The organism is Sinorhizobium numidicum, assembly GCF_029892045.1.
In the GTDB taxonomy this organism is placed as follows: Bacteria; Pseudomonadota; Alphaproteobacteria; order Rhizobiales; family Rhizobiaceae; genus Sinorhizobium; species Sinorhizobium numidicum.
In genome coordinates this window covers 1,625,487-1,642,999 of record NZ_CP120367.1, presented here as the reverse complement: position 1 = coordinate 1,642,999, position 17,513 = coordinate 1,625,487, and the positions used below count along the sequence as shown (strand labels likewise).

At 59.9% G+C, this 17,513-nt stretch carries 13 protein-coding genes and 3 pseudogenes; 5 read left to right on the top strand and 11 right to left on the bottom strand.

Annotation, left to right across the window (positions count from 1 at the left end):
* Positions 1–69 precede the first annotated feature (69 nt).
* A complete protein-coding gene (locus tag PYH37_RS07835) occupies positions 70–1,104 on the top strand; it encodes a glutamine synthetase beta-grasp domain-containing protein (RefSeq protein ID WP_280730864.1) in 1,035 nt (344 codons plus the stop codon).
* Between the two features lie 66 nt (positions 1,105–1,170).
* Here PYH37_RS07835 and PYH37_RS07830 read toward each other — a convergent pair whose 3' ends face one another.
* Positions 1,171–1,950 carry a TIGR01458 family HAD-type hydrolase gene (locus PYH37_RS07830; protein WP_280730863.1) on the bottom strand — a complete coding sequence of 260 codons (780 nt, stop codon included), beginning with the start codon at positions 1,948–1,950 and terminating at the stop codon, positions 1,171–1,173.
* 217 nt (positions 1,951–2,167) lie between these two features.
* Here PYH37_RS07830 and PYH37_RS32400 point away from each other — a divergent pair.
* From PYH37_RS32400 to PYH37_RS07820, 3 genes and pseudogenes are all read left to right on the top strand, one after another.
* Positions 2,168–2,290, top strand: a pseudogene (locus tag PYH37_RS32400) (PRC-barrel domain-containing protein); the annotation flags it as partial.
* A 90-nt stretch (positions 2,291–2,380) separates the two neighbouring features.
* Positions 2,381–3,013 carry a DUF4334 domain-containing protein gene (locus PYH37_RS07825; protein ID WP_280736676.1) on the top strand — a complete coding sequence of 211 codons (633 nt, stop codon included), beginning with the start codon at positions 2,381–2,383 and terminating at the stop codon, positions 3,011–3,013.
* A gap of 230 nt (positions 3,014–3,243) precedes the next feature.
* Positions 3,244–4,227 carry a L,D-transpeptidase family protein gene (locus tag PYH37_RS07820; protein ID WP_280730861.1) on the top strand — a complete coding sequence of 328 codons (984 nt, stop codon included), beginning with the start codon at positions 3,244–3,246 and terminating at the stop codon, positions 4,225–4,227.
* Positions 4,228–4,582: 355 nt separating this feature from the next.
* Here PYH37_RS07820 and PYH37_RS07815 read toward each other — a convergent pair whose 3' ends face one another.
* The 3 genes and pseudogenes from PYH37_RS07815 to PYH37_RS07805 all read right to left on the bottom strand — a co-directional run bounded on the left by PYH37_RS07815 (position 4,583) and on the right by PYH37_RS07805 (position 7,928).
* A complete protein-coding gene (locus tag PYH37_RS07815; RefSeq protein ID WP_280730860.1) occupies positions 4,583–5,767 on the bottom strand; it encodes a thiolase family protein in 1,185 nt (394 codons plus the stop codon).
* 162 nt (positions 5,768–5,929) lie between these two features.
* A pseudogene (locus PYH37_RS07810) lies at positions 5,930–7,005 on the bottom strand (alkene reductase).
* Positions 7,006–7,139: 134 nt separating this feature from the next.
* The gene (locus PYH37_RS07805) at positions 7,140–7,928 is read right to left on the bottom strand and encodes an SDR family NAD(P)-dependent oxidoreductase (protein WP_280730859.1); all 789 of its coding nucleotides are present in this window, start codon (positions 7,926–7,928) and stop codon (positions 7,140–7,142) included.
* Between the two features lie 112 nt (positions 7,929–8,040).
* Here PYH37_RS07805 and PYH37_RS07800 point away from each other — a divergent pair, with 112 nt between their 5' ends.
* A complete protein-coding gene (locus PYH37_RS07800; protein ID WP_280730858.1) occupies positions 8,041–8,619 on the top strand; it encodes a TetR/AcrR family transcriptional regulator in 579 nt (192 codons plus the stop codon).
* Positions 8,620–8,729: 110 nt separating this feature from the next.
* Here the strand turns inward: PYH37_RS07800 and PYH37_RS07795 are convergent, their stop codons facing one another.
* The 7 genes and pseudogenes from PYH37_RS07795 to PYH37_RS07765 form a co-directional block, all read right to left on the bottom strand.
* The gene (locus PYH37_RS07795; RefSeq protein ID WP_280730857.1) at positions 8,730–9,734 is read right to left on the bottom strand and encodes an NADP-dependent oxidoreductase; all 1,005 of its coding nucleotides are present in this window, start codon (positions 9,732–9,734) and stop codon (positions 8,730–8,732) included.
* A 33-nt stretch (positions 9,735–9,767) separates the two neighbouring features.
* Positions 9,768–10,631, bottom strand: coding sequence for an alpha/beta fold hydrolase (locus PYH37_RS07790; protein ID WP_280736675.1), 864 nt, complete (start codon positions 10,629–10,631; stop codon positions 9,768–9,770).
* Positions 10,632–11,090: 459 nt separating this feature from the next.
* A complete protein-coding gene (locus PYH37_RS07785) occupies positions 11,091–12,653 on the bottom strand; it encodes an adenylate/guanylate cyclase domain-containing protein (RefSeq protein ID WP_280730855.1) in 1,563 nt (520 codons plus the stop codon).
* Positions 12,654–12,667: 14 nt separating this feature from the next.
* On the bottom strand, positions 12,668–13,039 hold the full coding sequence (locus PYH37_RS07780) for a response regulator (RefSeq protein ID WP_280730854.1): 372 nt from the start codon (positions 13,037–13,039) through the stop codon (positions 12,668–12,670).
* Positions 13,040–13,065: 26 nt separating this feature from the next.
* Entirely contained in the window at positions 13,066–15,822 is a 2,757-nt protein-coding gene (locus PYH37_RS07775) for an ATP-binding response regulator (protein WP_280730853.1), read from the bottom strand.
* A complete protein-coding gene (locus PYH37_RS07770; protein ID WP_280730852.1) occupies positions 15,819–16,577 on the bottom strand; it encodes a Tll0287-like domain-containing protein in 759 nt (252 codons plus the stop codon). The genes PYH37_RS07775 and PYH37_RS07770 overlap by 4 nt, the downstream gene beginning before the upstream one ends.
* A 540-nt stretch (positions 16,578–17,117) precedes the next feature.
* Positions 17,118–17,473: pseudogene (locus PYH37_RS07765) on the bottom strand (MFS transporter); the annotation flags it as partial.
* Positions 17,474–17,513 lie beyond the last annotated feature (40 nt).

Below are 17,513 nucleotides of genomic sequence, written 5' to 3'. Positions count from 1 at the left end.
GCGTTTTCGCGTCAAAGCCGCTTCAGGATTTGCTCAAACCTCGCAGCACCACGTTAGAGAGATTCGCGAATGACAAAGTATAAGCTCGAGTACATTTGGCTCGATGGCTACACGCCGACCCCAAATCTCCGCGGAAAAACGCAGATCAAGGAATTCGATGCTTTTCCGACGCTCGAACAACTGCCGCTCTGGGGCTTTGACGGAAGCTCGACGATGCAGGCAGAAGGCCGCAGCTCCGACTGCGTGTTGAAGCCCGTTGCGGTTTATCCGGACCCGGCCCGCACGAACGGCGTCCTGGTCATGTGCGAAGTGATGATGCCGGACGGCAAAACGCCGCACCCGTCGAACACCCGCGCAACGATCCTCGACGACGAAGGCGCCTGGTTCGGCTTCGAGCAGGAATATTTCTTCTACAAAGATGGGCGTCCGCTCGGCTTCCCGGAATCAGGTTACCCGGCACCGCAGGGTCCGTACTACACCGGCGTTGGCTATAAGAACGTCGGCGCTGTCGCCCGCCAGATCGTCGAAGAGCACCTCGATATCTGCCTCGCCGCCGGCATCAACCACGAGGGCATCAACGCCGAAGTGGCCAAGGGTCAGTGGGAGTTCCAGGTTTTCGGTAAGGGCTCCAAGAAGGCGGCCGACGAGGTCTGGATGGCTCGTTACCTACTGCAGCGCCTGACCGAGAAGTACGGCATCGATATCGAGTTCCACTGCAAGCCGCTCGGCGACACCGACTGGAACGGCTCGGGCATGCACGCCAACTTCTCGACCGCCTATCTGCGCGAAGTCGGCGGCAAGGAGTATTTCGAAGAGCTGATGGCTGCCTTCGAGAAGAACCTGCACGACCACATCAACGTCTACGGCCCGGACAACCACATGCGCCTGACGGGCAAGCATGAGACTGCGCCGTGGAACAAGTTTAGCTATGGCGTTGCCGACCGCGGCGCGTCGATCCGCGTACCGCACAGCTTCGTCAATAATGGTTACCGCGGTTACCTCGAAGATCGCCGCCCGAACTCTCAGGGCGACCCCTACCAGATCGCTTCTCAGATCCTGAAGACGATCTCGACCGTTCCGACGAAAGTCGCCAAGGTAGCTTAAAAATCCTCCCACTGATGGCGCCGGCCAAGCTTCGGCGCCATCACCCCCTTCAGGTGGGCGGCAGTTTCATCGTGCGTCGCTGCGCCTTGCAAGAATCCAGCCAACAGCGGCTGAGATATCGCCCACCGTCGCCGTTGGTGCCGGTTCGAAACGGTTTTCGTCGCCTTCGCGATACTTTCCCGTGCGCACGAGCAGTGCATGGCCAAGGCCGGCCCTCAAAGCTCCCGCGACGTCCGTTTCCGCATCGTCCCCGACCATCACGGCCTCTCTTGCTGCGCAATTGATTGTAGCGAGCGTGGCACAGAAGAATTCCGGCGCCGGCTTTCCAAGAACGATTGCGTCTTTCTGACCCGCGAATTCCAGCGCCGCGACGAATGCTCCCGCATCGAGGCTGAGTTTTCCGTCCGTATCCTTGAAAGTCCGGTTCGGGGCGAGTGCCAGTAGTTCAGCACCCCCGAGGAGCTGCCGGAACGCCGCATTCAGCGTTTCATAGTTAAATACGTCGCCTGCATCACCAACGACGACAGCCTTTCGGCGGCTGCCGTCAAGGCCATCAAATTCAGTTAACAGGCCAGGATGAACCAAAAGGTGTGGCGATCGGTCGTGCTCTAGAAGCCAGTTGCGAGCCGCCTCGGCCGGAGTGAACAGTTCGTCGCTCGCAACTGAGACGCCGAGCCTGGAGAGGCGTTCAAGAATGGTCTGCTTGTCGGAGCGTGTCGTGTTGCTCACAAAGCGGACGGGAAGACCCGCATCGTGCAGGCGCGCAACTGCTTCCGTTGCGCCTGGCACAGCTTCTTCGCCGTCATAGATGACACCGGCAAGATCCAAGAGCACACCGCTGATCATAACAGCAGGATGACACGGGGATGCAATGGGTCAAGCTCTTCGGGCAGGTGTGGCGAGCTTCGGCTAGATTAAGGCGTTGAGGAAGGATCTTGTAGGCCGCAGAACAGCAAGAATCCGACGTCTATGTAGTATAATAATGTATGTCTCTCGTTTATAAACGCTGTTTTGTGGAATACGTCCACATTATCACTATCGATGTCTGGCGGCTTTCGGGATGAGCGTCACGAAGGAAGAGGTTGAAGGAGCTCCAAGACATCCTGCAGGCCGAGACTTGGGCTGGAGTCCTGAGAGCGGCCGTCGCGTCTATAACTACTATGGCATTCCGCCTCATTGGGCGTGATCATGCAGAAGGCCGGGAGCAGCGCTGTCGCGAACGTACGGCGTCATGCCTGCCCCGAAACAATGGTCGCCTTCCGCGGTTGGAGAGTACATGAGTGACGACGGTCGCCAGCGACGGCCGGAATGGCCGGCTTGGTTGTCGGAATGGCTAAAAACATCCCGCGACGAGGCCTATGGCAGACGCATATTTGCGCAGCAGTTGCCGCTGCCTGTCGCGGAAATGCCCGGCTTATGGCAGGGATGGAGTTTGCGCAGCGGTCACCCACTTGACGGCGTACTGGAGAATCTCGGCTGGTATGGCAAGCTATTTCATAGCAACGGGCGCGTCGATCCTCTCCTGTTCAGGGCCGGTGGCCAAAGGCTTGTCGCGGTTGATCCGGCGCGAATTCCGCTGAAGCTTGCGCTCCGGTTTGCCTGTTTCGGGCGCGCGACTTTCGCGCATAACGTGTTCTCTTACATGCAGCAGTTCTTATTGGCCCGCGGCCCCACAGCAGAGCTGAAAGAACTGAGCTACAATGGCGTCAAGAGCGCGGCGATGACCTATGATCGTCAACCGATCATCGATTACTTTCGCCGGATCAATCATTCCACGACAATCGGTCTCATGGAGATTCGAGGTTATCGGGAACCTTATTTTTTCGCTCTTTCGCGGCAGATGCACCCGCAAGACGGCGGATTTGTGCTGGTCGAAAATGGCCGGGCGCAAAGCACGGGTCGGACGTGACCTGAATGATGCTTGCACCGCGACGGCTAAGCCCAACCGGATGGCCTTTTGAGGGGCCGTGCTTTGGCCCGTCAACGGCGTGATCTCGCCGCCCTCTTGTTGCGGGTAATGGCGGAATGTCCTGTCTCGTCGCGCGGCGATGCTCCTGCGTCCTTCCGCCGGCTCGGCTGCTTTCCGGAACGCGATCCGAACCCAGCGGGTGGAACAAAGTCTGGTCGCTGTAGATTTTGATGATCATGAAGAACATGACTTTTTTCGCAGCATCACTGGCATTTGGCCTCTGTGGCACCGTCAGTGCTCAGGAGCTTCAGGCAGAAGCCATCAACAATGCTTCGCTCGCCTCCATCCCGTCAGAACGACCGTCCAACGCCTCGCCTCGACCAGAGCCCGCCATCGTTCGTCTCCAGGTTCTTCTGGACCGCGCGGGCTCATCTCCTGGGGTGATCGACGGCCACTACGGCGAGAATGTCACCAAAGCGGTTGCCGGATTTGAGGCCATGCAAGGTCTTTCCGCCGATGGAAAGCTAGACCCTGAGGTTATCGGTCGACTTTCAGACGATGTGGCCGCCATCCAGCCTTATGTCATCTCCGAAGCAGACGCCAAGGGTCTCGTCGACAGCATTCCCGAAGACTACTCCGAGCAAGCCAAGATGGAGCACCTCGGATATACGAGCGTCGCCGAGAGGCTGTCCGAGCGGTTTCATATGGACATCGATCTTTTCAAGGACCTCAATCCGGATTCGGCATTTGCCGTCGGAGAGACGGTGTGGGTCGCGATGCCCGGCGCCCCGAAGCTGGGCACTGCTGAACGGATCGAGGCGCGCAAGCAAACGGGGCAGGTCCTGGCGTTCACTGAAGACGGCTCATTGCTTTCCATATATCCCGCCACGATCGGCAGCGAAGAGTCGCCTTCGCCCTCTGGCACGCACAAGGTCAAAGGGGTCGCTCGAATGCCCCCCTACATCTACAACCCGGATGTGAACTTCCAGCAGGGTGACAACAGAGAGCGTTTAACGCTGCCCGGCGGCCCTAATAACCCGGTGGGAAGCGTCTGGATCGATCTGTCAAAGCCGACCTACGGGATTCACGGCGCGCCGGAGCCGTCCCTTATCGGAAAGTCCGAGTCACACGGATGCGTTCGCCTGACGAATTGGGACGCAGGGGAACTGGCGGCGATGGTCAAACCGGGGGCAACCGTCGAGTTCACCGACTAAGCCAGTCACCGCATTCATTCATCCTACACTGAAGAAGAGGGTGCAAGTGGGCAGCTTTGGGCCAAATCTGGACGTTGCCTTGCCTGGCACCGGCGACCGCTTCGGGTCGATCTTTCACGTTCCTCTGAGGGTCGCAAGAGGGTGGAAGGCCGTCGTTCGTCTCCCTTAACGGAACGAATAGTTTGCGCCACAAGCAGGACATCCACTGATCATGCCGTGTTTGGCCTTAGCCGCGACGCCTGAGGCCGGAGCACCTTCGCCGGTTGACCTGACCGCGGCTAGTATTGCAGGGCCCCCTCCGCGCCGGCCGAGATCGCCAGACGGCAATGCCTCGAAAAAACATAGCTTTGCGAGGCTATAGCGCCTCCAGCGCTAGTGCAATGCCCTGTCCTCCGCCGATGCAGAGTGTCACGATCCCGCGGCGCAATCCCTCACGCTTCATCGCATGCAGGAGCCGCGTGGTCAGGATGGCGCCTGTCGCGCCGATCGGGTGGCCATGCGCGATTGCGCCGCCCTCTACATTGACGATGTCTTCGGGCAGACCGAGTTGGCGGGTGACCGCGATGGGCACGGCCGCGAAGGCCTCGTTGATCTCGATACGCTCGATGTCGGAAAGGCTCCAGCCGGCCCTTGCCAGCGCCTTGCGCACGGCGGGAACGGGGCCGAGCCCGAACATGCCCGGCTCCACTGCGGCGACACCATAACCGGCAAGCCTGCCCATCGGCGCGATGCCCCTTGCCTCGGCAAAGCCGCGCTCGGCGACGACCATCGCTGCTGCCGCGCTGTTCAGCCCCGGCGCGTTGCCGGCGGTGATCGTACCGTGGGGCCGAAAGGCTGGGCGTAAACGGGCGAGCGCCTCGACCGTCGTATCGGGCCGCGGTGCTTCGTCGGTGACAAAGCTTTCCGTCCCATTACGGCCTTTTACCTCGACCGCGACCATTTCAGCGTCAAAATGACCGGCATCTCGCGCGGCCGCAAAGCTCTGCTGTGACCGCGCCGCGAAGACGTCCTGATCGGCACGCGTGATCTGCATCTTTTCGACGAGATCTTCGGTGTGCCATCCCGAATGCTGGCCGGAGAAAGCGTCGTTAAGCCCATCGCTCAGCATGCTGTCGAGGATCTGGGCTGGTCCCATCCGATAACCCCAGCGCCCGCCGTCCATGAGATAGGGCGCGCGGTCCATATTCTCCATCCCACCGGCGATGGCCACACTACTGTCACCCGCCGCGATCTCGTGCGCGGCGCTCAGGATCGCCTGCGCGCCCGAGCCGCAGACCCGATTGACGGCCATTGCCGGCACCTCGACTGGAAGCCCGCCACCGATCGCAGCCTGCCGCGCCGGGTTCATCCGATTTCCCGCTTGGATGACATTGCCCATGACCACAGTGCCGACCAAGTCCGCCTCGATACCGGTGCGGCGCAGGGTCTCTCGCACTGCAATTGCTCCAAGTTCGGCTGCCGGAATGGTTTTCAACGTGCCGTTGAAAGCGCCGATCGCAGTCCGGACGGGATGGGCGAGGATGATGTCGAGTGTGCTCATGATGATCCCTTTTCGGCAAGTGGCGCTGCAGACGCAGCGTTCAGGCGACGCCCCGCGGACTTTCCTCCATCGGAAATCTGAGGCAAGGGCGTTCTCAGGCCGCCGCCTCCCTCCCATTCAACATGTTGACACCGCGCCGCGCAGCAGCACGGCCCCGCTGTGTCAGGCGCGGCTCGAGGCGGCGATGGAGGGATAGTCGGTATATCCTTCGGCGCCGCCCCCATAAATGGTGGCCGCGTTGACATTCGCCAGCGCAGCGGCGGTTTTCAGCCTCTCCACGAGATCAGGATTGGCGATGAACGGCCGTCCGAAAGAAAAGAGGTCGGCCCTTCCCGTCGTCAATCGCGACGTTGCGAGTTCGAGATTGTAGCCGTTGTTCGCAATGTACGTGTTCGTGAATTTAGCCCTGAGAGCTGCATAATCGAAGTGTGCAACGTCGCGCGGCCCGCCTCTCGCATTTTCAACGACATGAAGGTACGCAATGCCCATCTGGTCGAGTTTCTCGGCGATATAGTTGAACTGGGCCTGCGGATCAGTCGAGGTGACCCCGTTGACCGGCGAGATTCGGACCCCCGTTCGCTGCGCACCAACCTCCGCAGCAACGGCGGCGGTGACCTCCAGTATCATCCGCGCGCGATTTTCGACTGAGCCACCATAGGCGTCGGTGCGCGTGTTGGAGCCATCCTTGGCAAACTGTTCCAGCAGATACCCGTTGGCGCCATGGACTTCGACACCATCGAAGCCGGCAGCAATTGCATTGGCGGCAGCGCGACGAAAATCTTCGATCAGGCCAGGGATCTCATCCAGTTCGAGCGCGCGAGGTTCGGACACATCGGCAAAAGCATTGTTCACGAAGACCTTGGTTTCAGCCCTGATCGCGGAGGGCGCGACCGGGGCTTGCGCGTTCGGCTGGAGATCAACATGCGAAACACGCCCCACATGCCAGAGCTGCAAAAAGATGTGTCCGCCTTTGGAATGCACTGCTTCGGTCACCTTCCGCCACCCGTCGATTTGAGCCTGCGTGGCGTATCCTGGTAGCCTTGGCCCTGCTGCGAGATCTGCGACCCCTCGGATATGATCAGGCCCGCTGTTGCGCGCTGCGCGTAGTATTCTGCGGCGAGATCACTAGGCACGAAGCCGGCGTCAGCTCTGTTGCGGGTCAAGGGCGCCATGACAATACGGTTCGACAGGGTGAGGGCGCCGAGGACATAGGGTTCAAAGAGTGCGTTGTCAGTCATAGCGATTCTTTCGTCTGAAGTTCTTGAATTTCAGTTACGCCTCGAGTTTCGCGCCGATAGTTGGGCACGGACCGGCCGACGTGTTTGCGGCACGGCCAGATGTTGGTGCCCAACGACGCTTCCTGCAGGAGACGTCAAACGGCGGTGCGATAGCGTTCGGCTGCACGGACCTGCGCAAACCCAGGGATCATCGTTTGCCGCGCAGCGTGATAGGCTTCCCACTGGGCAGCATCGTGCAGCGGTGGGATAGTGACGGTTTCGCGCCTGTCGAAGCCGGCCAACGCAGCATCCACGAGTTCGTCCACTTCCATCACCGCCGGGAGCGTGTCGACGTCGATGCCGGCAAGCTCCCAGAGCTCAGTTCGCGTCGCCGCAGGCAAAACCGCTTGAACATAGACGCCCTTAGGGCCGAGCTCGAGGCTGAGGCCTTGGGAGAGAAACGTCACGAACGCCTTGGTCGCGCCGTAGACTGACATTCCAAATTCAGGGGCCAGCCCTACGACCGACGAAACGTTGATGATGGCGCCAGATCCCGACTCGATGAATCGTGGCGCCACGGCGCTTGCGAGCCGAGCGACCGCCGTCGCGTTCAGAGCAATAAGTTGAGCGACATCATTGGTTGCCTGATCGACAAATGTTCCTCCCAGGCTGGCGCCGGCATTGTTGACAAGGATCCCGATCCGATGATCGTCGCGCAGACGCGTTTCCACCGCGGCAAGATCGTCGAGATTGGTGACATCGGCCTGCAGAATGTCGACCGCCACGCTAGCTTCGTCGCGGAGTCGTGTAGAGAGAGCCTCCAGCCTTGCCTTATTCCGTGCGACCAGTACCAGGTCATGTCCGCGTCGGGCAAAACGTTCTGCATAAGCCGCGCCAATACCCGAGGATGCGCCGGTGATGAGGACGGTAGGATTTTCAGCCATTGGCTTGCTCTCTTTCGAATGAGTGTTATATTCATGATGACGATAATGATTGCATCTTTAAGATGATCGCTATCATGAAAAAGTCAATGGTACCCGTGGAGAAATTTTGAAAATGAAAGTCACCCGAGAACAGATGGCTGAGAACCGTCAACGGATCCTGGAAGCCGCGAGCCGGTTGTTTCGCGAGAAGGGTTTCGAGGCAGTCGGCGTGGCGGAGGTTATGAAGGCCGCAGGGCTGACGCATGGCGGCTTTTACGGTCATTTCAGCTCGAAGGACGACTTGATCGTCCATGCGTTCGGTCACGCCATTGGGAAACGCAATGGCGCGACGCTTCCTCTTCGCGCGTACATGGACGAGTATCTGTCGCCGCGACACCGTGACAATTGGGCTGGTGGCTGTCCCATTTCAGGGCTTGCCGCCGACACCCTTCGCCAGACACCAGCGGCCCGCGCGGCGGTAACGGAGGGCGTGCGAGCACAGCTAGATTGGATGAGTAAGCAACTCCCTGGGCCGCATGCGGCCGACCGACGCCGCCAGGCCATCGCAAGCTGGGCTGCAATGGTCGGAGCGACGATCCTCGCCCGAGCGACCACGGATCCCGACTTTTCGGACGAAATACTAAAGGAGACCCGAGCATGGATTGATGACGGGCTGAACCGATCCACTGCCGCGATCTCGGAAACAGCATAAGGGGTGTGCCTCTGAACCGCCCCTTCGCTCCGACCTCCTTGTTCCCAAAGCAGCAATAGGCCGCGATGCCGCGATATGGCATCGCACGTCTGGTAAGGTCATTATGGAATCTATTCCCCCACTGTGATGACAACCTTGCCCTTCGCACGCCCGGTCTCCACATAGGCCAGGGCGTCCCCGGTCTTCTCAAATGGGAAAATCCTGTCGACCACTGGACGGATTACGCCAGATTCGATCAGCGACGTGATCTCAGTCAAGTGCTCACCCTGCGCACGCATGAATAGGAACGAGTAACCGATGCCAAGGCTCTTGGCTCTTTTTCGGACCCCTCGGCTCAGCAGGCGTATCACGAATTTCAGAAACAGATTCAATCTCAGGTCCTTGGCGAACTCCGGGTCTGGCGGACCCGAGATCGAAACGAGCCGGCCACCCGGCTTCAAGACACGAAGAGATTTTTCGAGCATCTTGGTGTCCTGGCTGTTCAGGACGAGATCGTAGCCCGAGAGAGCTTTTTCGAAATCCTGCGTTTTGTAGTCGATGACCAGGTCTGCGCCGAGGCTTTTGACCAGCTCGACATTCTTCTCGCTCGTCGTCGTCGCAACTTCCGCGCCGAGATGCTTGGCGAGCTGGATGGCAAAAGTCCCCACTCCACCGGAGCCGGCCTGAATGAAGACCTTCTGGCCGGGCTTCACCTTGCCCATCTCGACCAGCGCTTGCCATGCGGTCAGACCTACCAGCGGAATGGAGGCGGCCTCTTCCATGTTTAGGTTTTTAGGTTTCAGCGCCACGTCGGCTTCATTCATCGCAATGAACTCTGCGAATGTCCCGACCCGGTGGTCGCGCGGCCGCGCATAGACCTCGTCGCCCGTCTTGAATCGCCGGACTTTCGAACCCACCCGGACGACGCTTCCGGCCACGTCGTGACCCAGGACGAAGGGCGGCCGATAGGGCAGAATGAGCTTGAATTCTCCGTCTCTTACCTTGGAGTCCAGCAGATTCACACCCGTCGCACGAACGCGAACCAGGACGTCGTTGTCCCGCAACTCCGGCTCCGGCATGTTGGTCAAGCGCAAGGCGCCTTTCTTTTTGTATTTATCGACAACGAATGCCTTCATCGGTTCTCTCCAATATGAAATTTTGTGGCGACGTCAGGCGCCGAGGAACAACAGAGATTTCCGCACGAAATCGGCGTGGTTCTGGAATATCCCGCCATGCCCGGCGTCTTCGTAGATCACGAGTTGCGAGCCCGGGATGCGCCGGGCGAGGTCGTAGGTATTGCTGCTCGGAACCATCTTGTCCTGATCACCATTCGCAATCAGCACCGGGATCCGGATGCTTCCGAGATCTTGGGGCGCCTGCCGTCCCCATGCGGTGATCGCCTTGAGCTGTCGCAGGAAAGCACGAGAAGTCGGCCCCTTGTCTCTACCCGTTTTGCGTTCCTTCAGCCGACTCAGAAAGGCTTTCGCGGCCCGGCGACCATTGGCCGTGGAGGTGAAAAACAGATAGGTTTTCGGGTCGCGGAGTGTCAGTAGACCTTTGACAATAAGGGGCCAGGACACCGCCCCCACCTTGTCGATGCCCGTGCCGCCCGCCGGACCAGTGCCGGCAAGGATGAGTTTTCGCACGAGGTGCGGTGCTTTGAGGGCAACATCCTGCGCCACAAAGCCCCCGAGGGAAAAGCCGAGCAGATCGACCTTCTCGAAACCCAGCGCCCGGATCAGGGCAATCGCGTCGCGCGCCATTTCGTCGATGGTCACGGGCGCCGTTCCGCCCGACGCGCCAATACCGCGATAGTTGGTCGCGACCACACGATGTTTGCTGGCGAGGCCATCAACAATCCTTGGATCGAAATTGTCCAGCACCGCCCCCCAGTGGTTGAGGAGAATGACTGGCACGCCACCCAGGGGACCAAGGTCTCGATAGGCAAAAGCAGTTCCCCCGACCTTGATGGAGAAATTGGGCGCATCGATATGGCGCGCAACCGATCCGGCGTTGCGGAGAGGACTTGTCATTAAGTGCTCCATTGTGCCGCTTGGGTCGGAAATCTTCAGATAGAGAAGTCGACTTCAGCCCCTCAGCGTCTGTTTTTGATGACACTCATCATGTAAATTTATCCATGATGGCCATCATAAAAAATGTCAAGTGGAATTTTGATGCATCGAGGAAGGCAGTCGCAGGGCAGCGCCGACCCGGCCGGCGGGATCGTCAAAGTGGCGCAATGGCGGATGACACAACGCCTCTGAAAACAGCATTTTTTCCGCTTTTGGCCCAAATCAAGACGTTGATCGCATTCATCACAGAGGACGGCTCCGGGTCGATAGCGGTCAAGGACCGCACCCGGAAGCGCCACTGCCAGACGAGACATTAGGCGATCTTTTGAGCACAGAATGAGAACGTCAACTGATGCGCGAGGGGCCCGCCTTGGACCAAAAAAGCCGCCGTTGCGCCTCGGGAAGAGCGCGCGGCCTGCTCTATCGAACAAGATAGGTCTCGATCGTGCCGATGCCCCGCAGATCCAGCGCGCACCGTGGCTCGAGCGTCCACTGTCGGTGAAGCGCGCGTCTTGTCGCCTCCGAGATCTGTATGCGATCGGCAACGCCCTGAGATTCCAGGCGGCTCGCAATGTTCACGGTTTCTCCCCACACGTCGTAAACGAAACGAAGCCGGCCGATCAGCCCGGCAACGACCGGCCCTGAATGGATCCCGATGCGGACCCGAAAGCGGTCGTGGTCGGGGGGCGCATCCCGCAACGATTGCAACATGGACTTCCCGAGCGCCACGATCCTGTCGGCGTGATCCGCTGCAGGCTCCGGAATCCCGCAGGCCGCCATATAGGCGTCTCCGATAGTCTTGATCTTCTCCACACGATGCTGCTCAGTCAGGAGATCGAACCTGCTGAACATCCCATCGAGCCGCCTGACCAGATCGGACGGCGGCAGCTTTGCCGCAATCGGCGAGAAGCCGACGATATCTGCAAACAGGATGGAAACCTCTTCGAAGCGATCGGCAATGATCTCTTCGCCGCCCTGTAATCGGGCAACGATCTGGTCTGGCAGGATGGCGTGAATGAGTGAATCGGCACGCCGCTTCTCTGTTTCTATCTGCTGCAGATAGCGGTGCTCGCGGTCAAGCCAGCGCTTCTTCTCGAGGGTGGAGTTGATGCGCGCGCGCAGCAGAATCGGATTGAACGGCTTCGTTAGATAGTCATCAGCTCCCGCCTCGATGCACCGGGCCACCGCCGCGACTTCGCTTAAACCCGATATCATGATCACCGGGACGTGCCGCCACCGGTTATCCGCCTTTAGCCGCGAGAGAATCTCGATGCCGTTCATGTCCGGCATCAATATGTCGAGCAGGATGAGATCGAATTCATCCTCGTTCAGTCTCTTAAGGGCGGACAGGCCGGAATCGGCGGTGACGACGTGATGGCCCTCACGCCGCAGGCGGCGGGAGAGAAGGTCACGATTGCTGGCGACATCGTCCACGACGAGAATCTTGCCGCCCTGATTGGACCATACGTGATTCTCGGCCTTGAACAGGAGCCGTTCAAGCTCCGCTGCGTCGATCCCGGTTTGATCCTTTGGCTGAAGCGTCTCGATGGCTTGTCTTCGCGACAGACCGGCAATCGCGTCGACCTGCTTCAGAAGCTCGGCGGCCGCCGCAAGCATAACACCGAGATCCTCCTTGAGCGTGTGCTGGTGCAAGTCCCCTGCATCTTCGAGGATCATTTCCGAATAGCCAATGATAGCGTTGAGCGGCGTGCGCAGATCGTGGCGGAGTCTTGCCTCCGCGTCGGCTTCCCCCCCTTCCTGAGAACAGGCCTCGCCCTCGACCAGCCGATCGATGAGGCCGTTCAGTTGCCTGGCTGCGGCGCCGATCCGCTCCAGGTCGGACTGCATATAGGTCAAACCGAAATCCCGCGCCTGCTCGAGCAGCAGCTCCTGAAAACCCAGGATCGCTCGTGCCGGGCCGGCCAGTCGCTGCTTCACGTGGGCGGCGATGGCCTGGCGCTGAAATTCGTTCCCGGTACTCATTTTGCATCGGCCGCTTAGTGACGTGTCGTAAGCAGTTGCTCGATTTTTCGGACAAGCTGCGGCAAGTCGACCGGTTTGCTGTCATAGTCGTCGCAGCCGGCCTCGATGGCCATTTCGCGATCGCTCGCCATTGCGTGCGCGGTCAGCGCGATGACGGGAATACTGGATGTGACGGGATTGGCCTTGATCAGTCTGGTCGCTTCCCAGCCGTCCATCACCGGCAGGCTCATGTCCATTAGGATCAGATCCGGCTTTTCCGAAGCGGCGAGCTCGACCCCGGCCTTGCCATTTTCCGCAATGAGCACATCGAAGCCGCGCCGAGACAACCGCCGCGAAAGCATGTCGCGGTTCATTTCATTGTCTTCCACCAGAAGGATTCTCGTCATTTCCGGTTCTCCTCCTGTCATGCGTTTCAGCTGTTGACGACGGCCTCACCGGCCGTTTCGCGCGATCCTATCTGGCGCTCGAGGGCCTCGACCAATTGGGACCTGCTGTTTGCGCCCTTGTTTACGACGGCGACCGCCCGGTCGCGCAGCCAATTCAATTCGTTTGCGGAAAGGTCCTTCGAAGTGACCACCACGACCGGAATGTTCTGCAGCTCCGGAATCCTCTGCATCTCGCTCAGCGTCTGGAAGCCGTCCATTTCCGGCATGAGAAGATCGAGCAAGACGAGGCGCGGCAGAAGCCGCATCATCAGTTCGAGACCGCGAATGCCGTCGGCTGCCTCGTGGACCGTCCAATTCCTCTTCACCAGAATGCGCCTGAGGAATTCGCGCGAAGCCTGATCGTCGTCGATGACCAGGACGTCGCGGTTGCCCCCGCCGCAAGCCTCTATCGTCTGGATCAGCTTGTCGGTGTCGATGGGCTTGGTCAGATATTCGACTGCGCCGAGCGAGAGGCCGAGTTCGCGATCCGCCAGGATCGTCGCAAGGATCACAGGAATCGTGCACAGTTCAGGATCGCTCTTCAACGTGCGCAGCACCGACCAGCCGTCCTGATGCGGCATGATGATGTCGAGAATGATTGCGGCGGGCCGGTGCTCCCGAGCGGCGGCTATTCCTTCTGCCCCGCTTGCTGCCTCTATCGAGGCAAGTCCCGCTTCCGCGAGGGCTTTTGCGATCAAGTTCCGGGCAGCCGGCTCGTCGTCGATGATGAGTGCGGTGCGACCCGGCTGAATGATCGGCGACGGCTCGGCTGTTCGAGGTTCTTCGGTCTCTCGCCTGCATTGTGCCGGCACTTCCATCGTGAAGACCGAGCCTTTTCCGACCTGGCTTTCGACGCTGACGACACCGCCTATCATGCGGCTGAAGCTGCGGGTGATGCTCAAGCCCAATCCCGTACCGCCGTAGTTCCGGGTGGTGGAAGCGTCGGCCTGTGTGAAGGCATTGAAAAGCCGTTCCTGCTGTTCTGCCGTCATGCCGATCCCGGTGTCGGATACCTTGAACACAAGCCAATCGCTGTCCGCTCGCCTTTCACGCCGAACCGAAAGAATTACCCGGCCGCCATTGGTGAACTTGGCCGCGTTGCTGAGCAGGTTAAAGAGATTCTGGCGCAGCTTGGTCTGGTCGGAGTGCATCTCGCCAAGATCGCCCTGGATGTCCTCAATGAACTCGTTCCGGTTCTTCGCCATCAGCGGTGCGACAGTAGCGCTCACGTCGCGGAGCAAGTCGGCGACGTCGAAGGTTTCGAGGAAGATCTCCATCTTGTTCGCTTCGATCTTTGAAAGGTCGAGGATGTCGTTGATGAGCGACAGCAGATGCCGGCCGGCAGACGCTATTTTTTCAAGGTCCGGGACGAGCTCGCCGTCATGGTCGCGCGCCTCCTCTATGAGCATCTCGCTGTAGCCGATGATCGCGTTCAGTGGCGTGCGCAATTCGTGGCTCATCGAAGCGAGAAAACGACTCTTGGCCTCGCTTGCCGACTCCGCGTTGCTCTTGGCCCCCTCGAGCTCGACTTGCCTCTCTTTGAGTTCGGTGATGTCCGTGTAGACGGCGACCGTTCCGCCATCGGGAATCTTGCGCTTGGTGATGCGGACCCACTTGTCGCCGAACCGTTTCTCGTCGACCAGGCCCGCAGGATCCCTGTGAAGGCGCAGGCGGTCCTCGATCCATTCTTCCGGCGATTTGCCTTCGAGGTCCACTTGTCCCTTTGCCAGGTTGTGCTCCAAGATTTCGCGGAAGCTCTTGCCGCGAAGCTCGTTTGGCTTGTGGTTGGGGAAAATTTCGCAATATTTGCTGTTGGCGACCAGGATTCTGTCGTCCGGATCATAAAGGACAAACCCATCCGAAATCGCCTCGAGCGCCGCGGCGATCGTCCGCCTCTGCCGCTCTGCCTCGTCTTCGAGCCTTTTCTTTTCGATCGCGCTTTGCTGGAAGAGCGAGAGGGTCTTCGCCATTGCTCCGAATTCGTCGCCGCTCTCGTCAGGGATCTCGACGTCGTAGCGTCCTTCCGTCAGATCTCCGATCACGCGATTGAGACGCCGTAGCGGACCGACGATCGAGCGCAAGACGAGAAGCGTGAGAAAAGAGCCCAACAGGACCAGGACGCCCACCAGGATGGCAGCGGCTGTGGCGGTCTTCTCCGTTTGCTTCACGACCTCGTTCCGGGCGGCCTCCGCGTCGGCCTTTACCTGTTCGACGAGTTTGTTGAGATCGGCATCAACGTTGCCGCTGTGGGTGCGTGCCCTTGCCAGCAGGGCGTTGCCGACGATGCGGTTGTCCTGTGTATAGCTGTCCGTTGCCTGCAGCGCCGTTTTGACATAGGCATCGACCTCTGCGCGGATTTCCTCAACCGCTTCGGGCTCGTCCTTCGCAAGCCGTTCTAACTGGACCTGCAGGCGTTCGCGGGCCTCATCGGCATTGCGCTGCGAATTCATCAGCAGGCTGACGGAGAGATCGGTCAGCCAATATCGCAGATCGCCGAAGGCGACATGCGCCGCGGCCGCTGATGCTGCGCGGTCGAATAGCTCTCTGGTTTCGGCCATCCGCTCGGCGCTGCGATAGAGCGCCTGAGTGAGAAAGGCCGACGACAGGATAAGGCTGATCAGGCCGGCGGCGGTCAGTGCAGCAACACGGGCAGAGATCGGCAGATTGGCGAGCCGGCTGGCGCGCTTCGCGGCCGGCGCCTGGGCCGCCTCGAATGCCCGCTGCTGCTGCCCGAGCGCGCTCATTTGAACAAGACGATGCTGATGGCACCGCCCAGATCGCCCGCTTTGCCCCCCTCTTTCGGATAGCCGGTGACGTCGATTTCGCCCTTCGGTTCGCCGTGACAGGAAAGACACGACTCCGTGTAATATTCCGGCAGCAGCATCCGGAAAGCAGGGCGGCCGTTCACCTGCGTCACTTCCGTGTAGGCGTCATCCTTCGGCCTCTGCGGATCCGAGAAGACTTCATTGATGACCCGTGTCTCCCAGGTATCGGGCAGCGACTTGCGGTTACGCACCAGGACCTCCGGCGCAGTCACGCGGACGAGCGCCTCGTTTCCCGCTTTGGCGGCGAATTTCTCGTTCATCAGACGCGCGAAAACGGCCGGGACAAAGCCCTTAAACCCAATGCCCGGGCGGTTTATGTCGTCCTGCCGCTCGTCGACGACCTCACGCATGGCGTCGACCTGTGCCTGAAGCAGTTTGTGGTCGCGCGCCGCCAGATCGTTGGAGATCAAGTCACCGCCAGTACGCTTCGCATAGAGGGCAATCGCCTCCGCCGTGAAACGCTCGCCATCGAGGTGCTTGTCTCCGACTGCTGGATCGTTGATCAGCGACTGATAATTCGAAAGGACGCTTCGGGCGGCTCTGAGCAATTCGGCGAGCCGCGTCCCGGTCGCTACGTCAGCGGCTTCTTCAGCCGCCGCCGGAGACAAGAGGAGCATGCAACCGGTTAGAGCTGCGAAAACGCCGTTTCGCGCCAAGGCGGTAAGAGCTTCCATTTTGGTGTCCCTCCGGGAGGAAGCACAAGCCGCAAACATATCATAGGAACGATACCGGATGGAGTCATCTCTGGGACATAGCCTAACCACAATTTGCATCCGGCCCATAAATGTGACGGCTGGCTAACCGCTGGCCTTCAGCAGCGTCAGCATGCCCGCTCCTGGCGCCGTCGAGCCAATAGACCGAGCGCGCGCGATGCAGCCTCTAAATCAGCATTCTCCGACTGAATTGTCTTCAGAGTGGCTGCAACATGCGCGTCGTTTTGGTCGGGGAGGCAATCACAAGCGGAGAGAAACTGATTAAATGACGGCCTTCCGGAGATGTCGTTGCCGGATGCGTGGAAGGGGCATCGCGGTATTCCTCGACGCCTCTCCTGTTGGGGAGAAGCTGGGCAGACAGGCGGCCAGCCTTGCTCAGCGTCACATGCGCATCTGGTCGGGGTGTACGGACTGTCACGAAATGTCGAAACCATTGCGTCCGAAGTCTACGCACGCGGCGACGCACCAATCGATCAAGTCCTGGAGCGCCATCGTCTTTCGAAGGAGCAGAAGTCCGGCAGCCGCCGAGGCCACCGGAACAATGCTGAAGACGATCCATGTCCAGGACTGGCTATCAAGCAACCACCCCTGAAGGGCCGGGGCGATCGTCGCGGGAGCGACAACGGACCCCATCGCAAACAGAGCTTGAAGGATTGGCTGATGGGATCGCGGATAGGCGAGAAAAATGATCGGCTGGGCCCCAACCAGCAGGGTGCCGCCGGAGAAGCCCTGAACCATTCGAAGGGCGACCAGCAGGTCCAACCGAGCTGTGACGGCGGCAATGCCGCACGCCATGCCGATGACCGGGAGCCGATGATCACGCTTCGCCGATGGATACGGTTCATCAGCCAAGGGGCCGGTGGCGGCGCCTCCGCGGAGCGGACATTGGCTCTGCAG

What these genes read in the sequence shown, in the direction of transcription:
- PYH37_RS07770 (WP_280730852.1), bottom strand. Translation starts at nt 16,577, where the DNA reads ATGGAAGCTCTTACCGCCTTGGCGCGAAACGGCGTTTTCGCAGCTCTA.
- PYH37_RS07830 (WP_280730863.1), bottom strand. Translation starts at nt 1,950, where the DNA reads ATGATCAGCGGTGTGCTCTTGGATCTTGCCGGTGTCATCTATGACGGC.
- PYH37_RS07790 (WP_280736675.1), bottom strand. Translation starts at nt 10,631, where the DNA reads ATGACAAGTCCTCTCCGCAACGCCGGATCGGTTGCGCGCCATATCGAT.
- PYH37_RS07820 (WP_280730861.1), top strand. Translation starts at nt 3,244, where the DNA reads ATGATCATGAAGAACATGACTTTTTTCGCAGCATCACTGGCATTTGGC.
- PYH37_RS07785 (WP_280730855.1), bottom strand. Translation starts at nt 12,653, where the DNA reads ATGAGTACCGGGAACGAATTTCAGCGCCAGGCCATCGCCGCCCACGTG.
- PYH37_RS07780 (WP_280730854.1), bottom strand. Translation starts at nt 13,039, where the DNA reads ATGACGAGAATCCTTCTGGTGGAAGACAATGAAATGAACCGCGACATG.
- PYH37_RS07795 (WP_280730857.1), bottom strand. Translation starts at nt 9,734, where the DNA reads ATGAAGGCATTCGTTGTCGATAAATACAAAAAGAAAGGCGCCTTGCGC.
- PYH37_RS07825 (WP_280736676.1), top strand. Translation starts at nt 2,381, where the DNA reads ATGAGTGACGACGGTCGCCAGCGACGGCCGGAATGGCCGGCTTGGTTG.
- PYH37_RS07835 (WP_280730864.1), top strand. Translation starts at nt 70, where the DNA reads ATGACAAAGTATAAGCTCGAGTACATTTGGCTCGATGGCTACACGCCG.
- PYH37_RS07800 (WP_280730858.1), top strand. Translation starts at nt 8,041, where the DNA reads ATGAAAGTCACCCGAGAACAGATGGCTGAGAACCGTCAACGGATCCTG.
- PYH37_RS07805 (WP_280730859.1), bottom strand. Translation starts at nt 7,928, where the DNA reads ATGGCTGAAAATCCTACCGTCCTCATCACCGGCGCATCCTCGGGTATT.
- PYH37_RS07775 (WP_280730853.1), bottom strand. Translation starts at nt 15,822, where the DNA reads ATGAGCGCGCTCGGGCAGCAGCAGCGGGCATTCGAGGCGGCCCAGGCG.
- PYH37_RS07815 (WP_280730860.1), bottom strand. Translation starts at nt 5,767, where the DNA reads ATGAGCACACTCGACATCATCCTCGCCCATCCCGTCCGGACTGCGATC.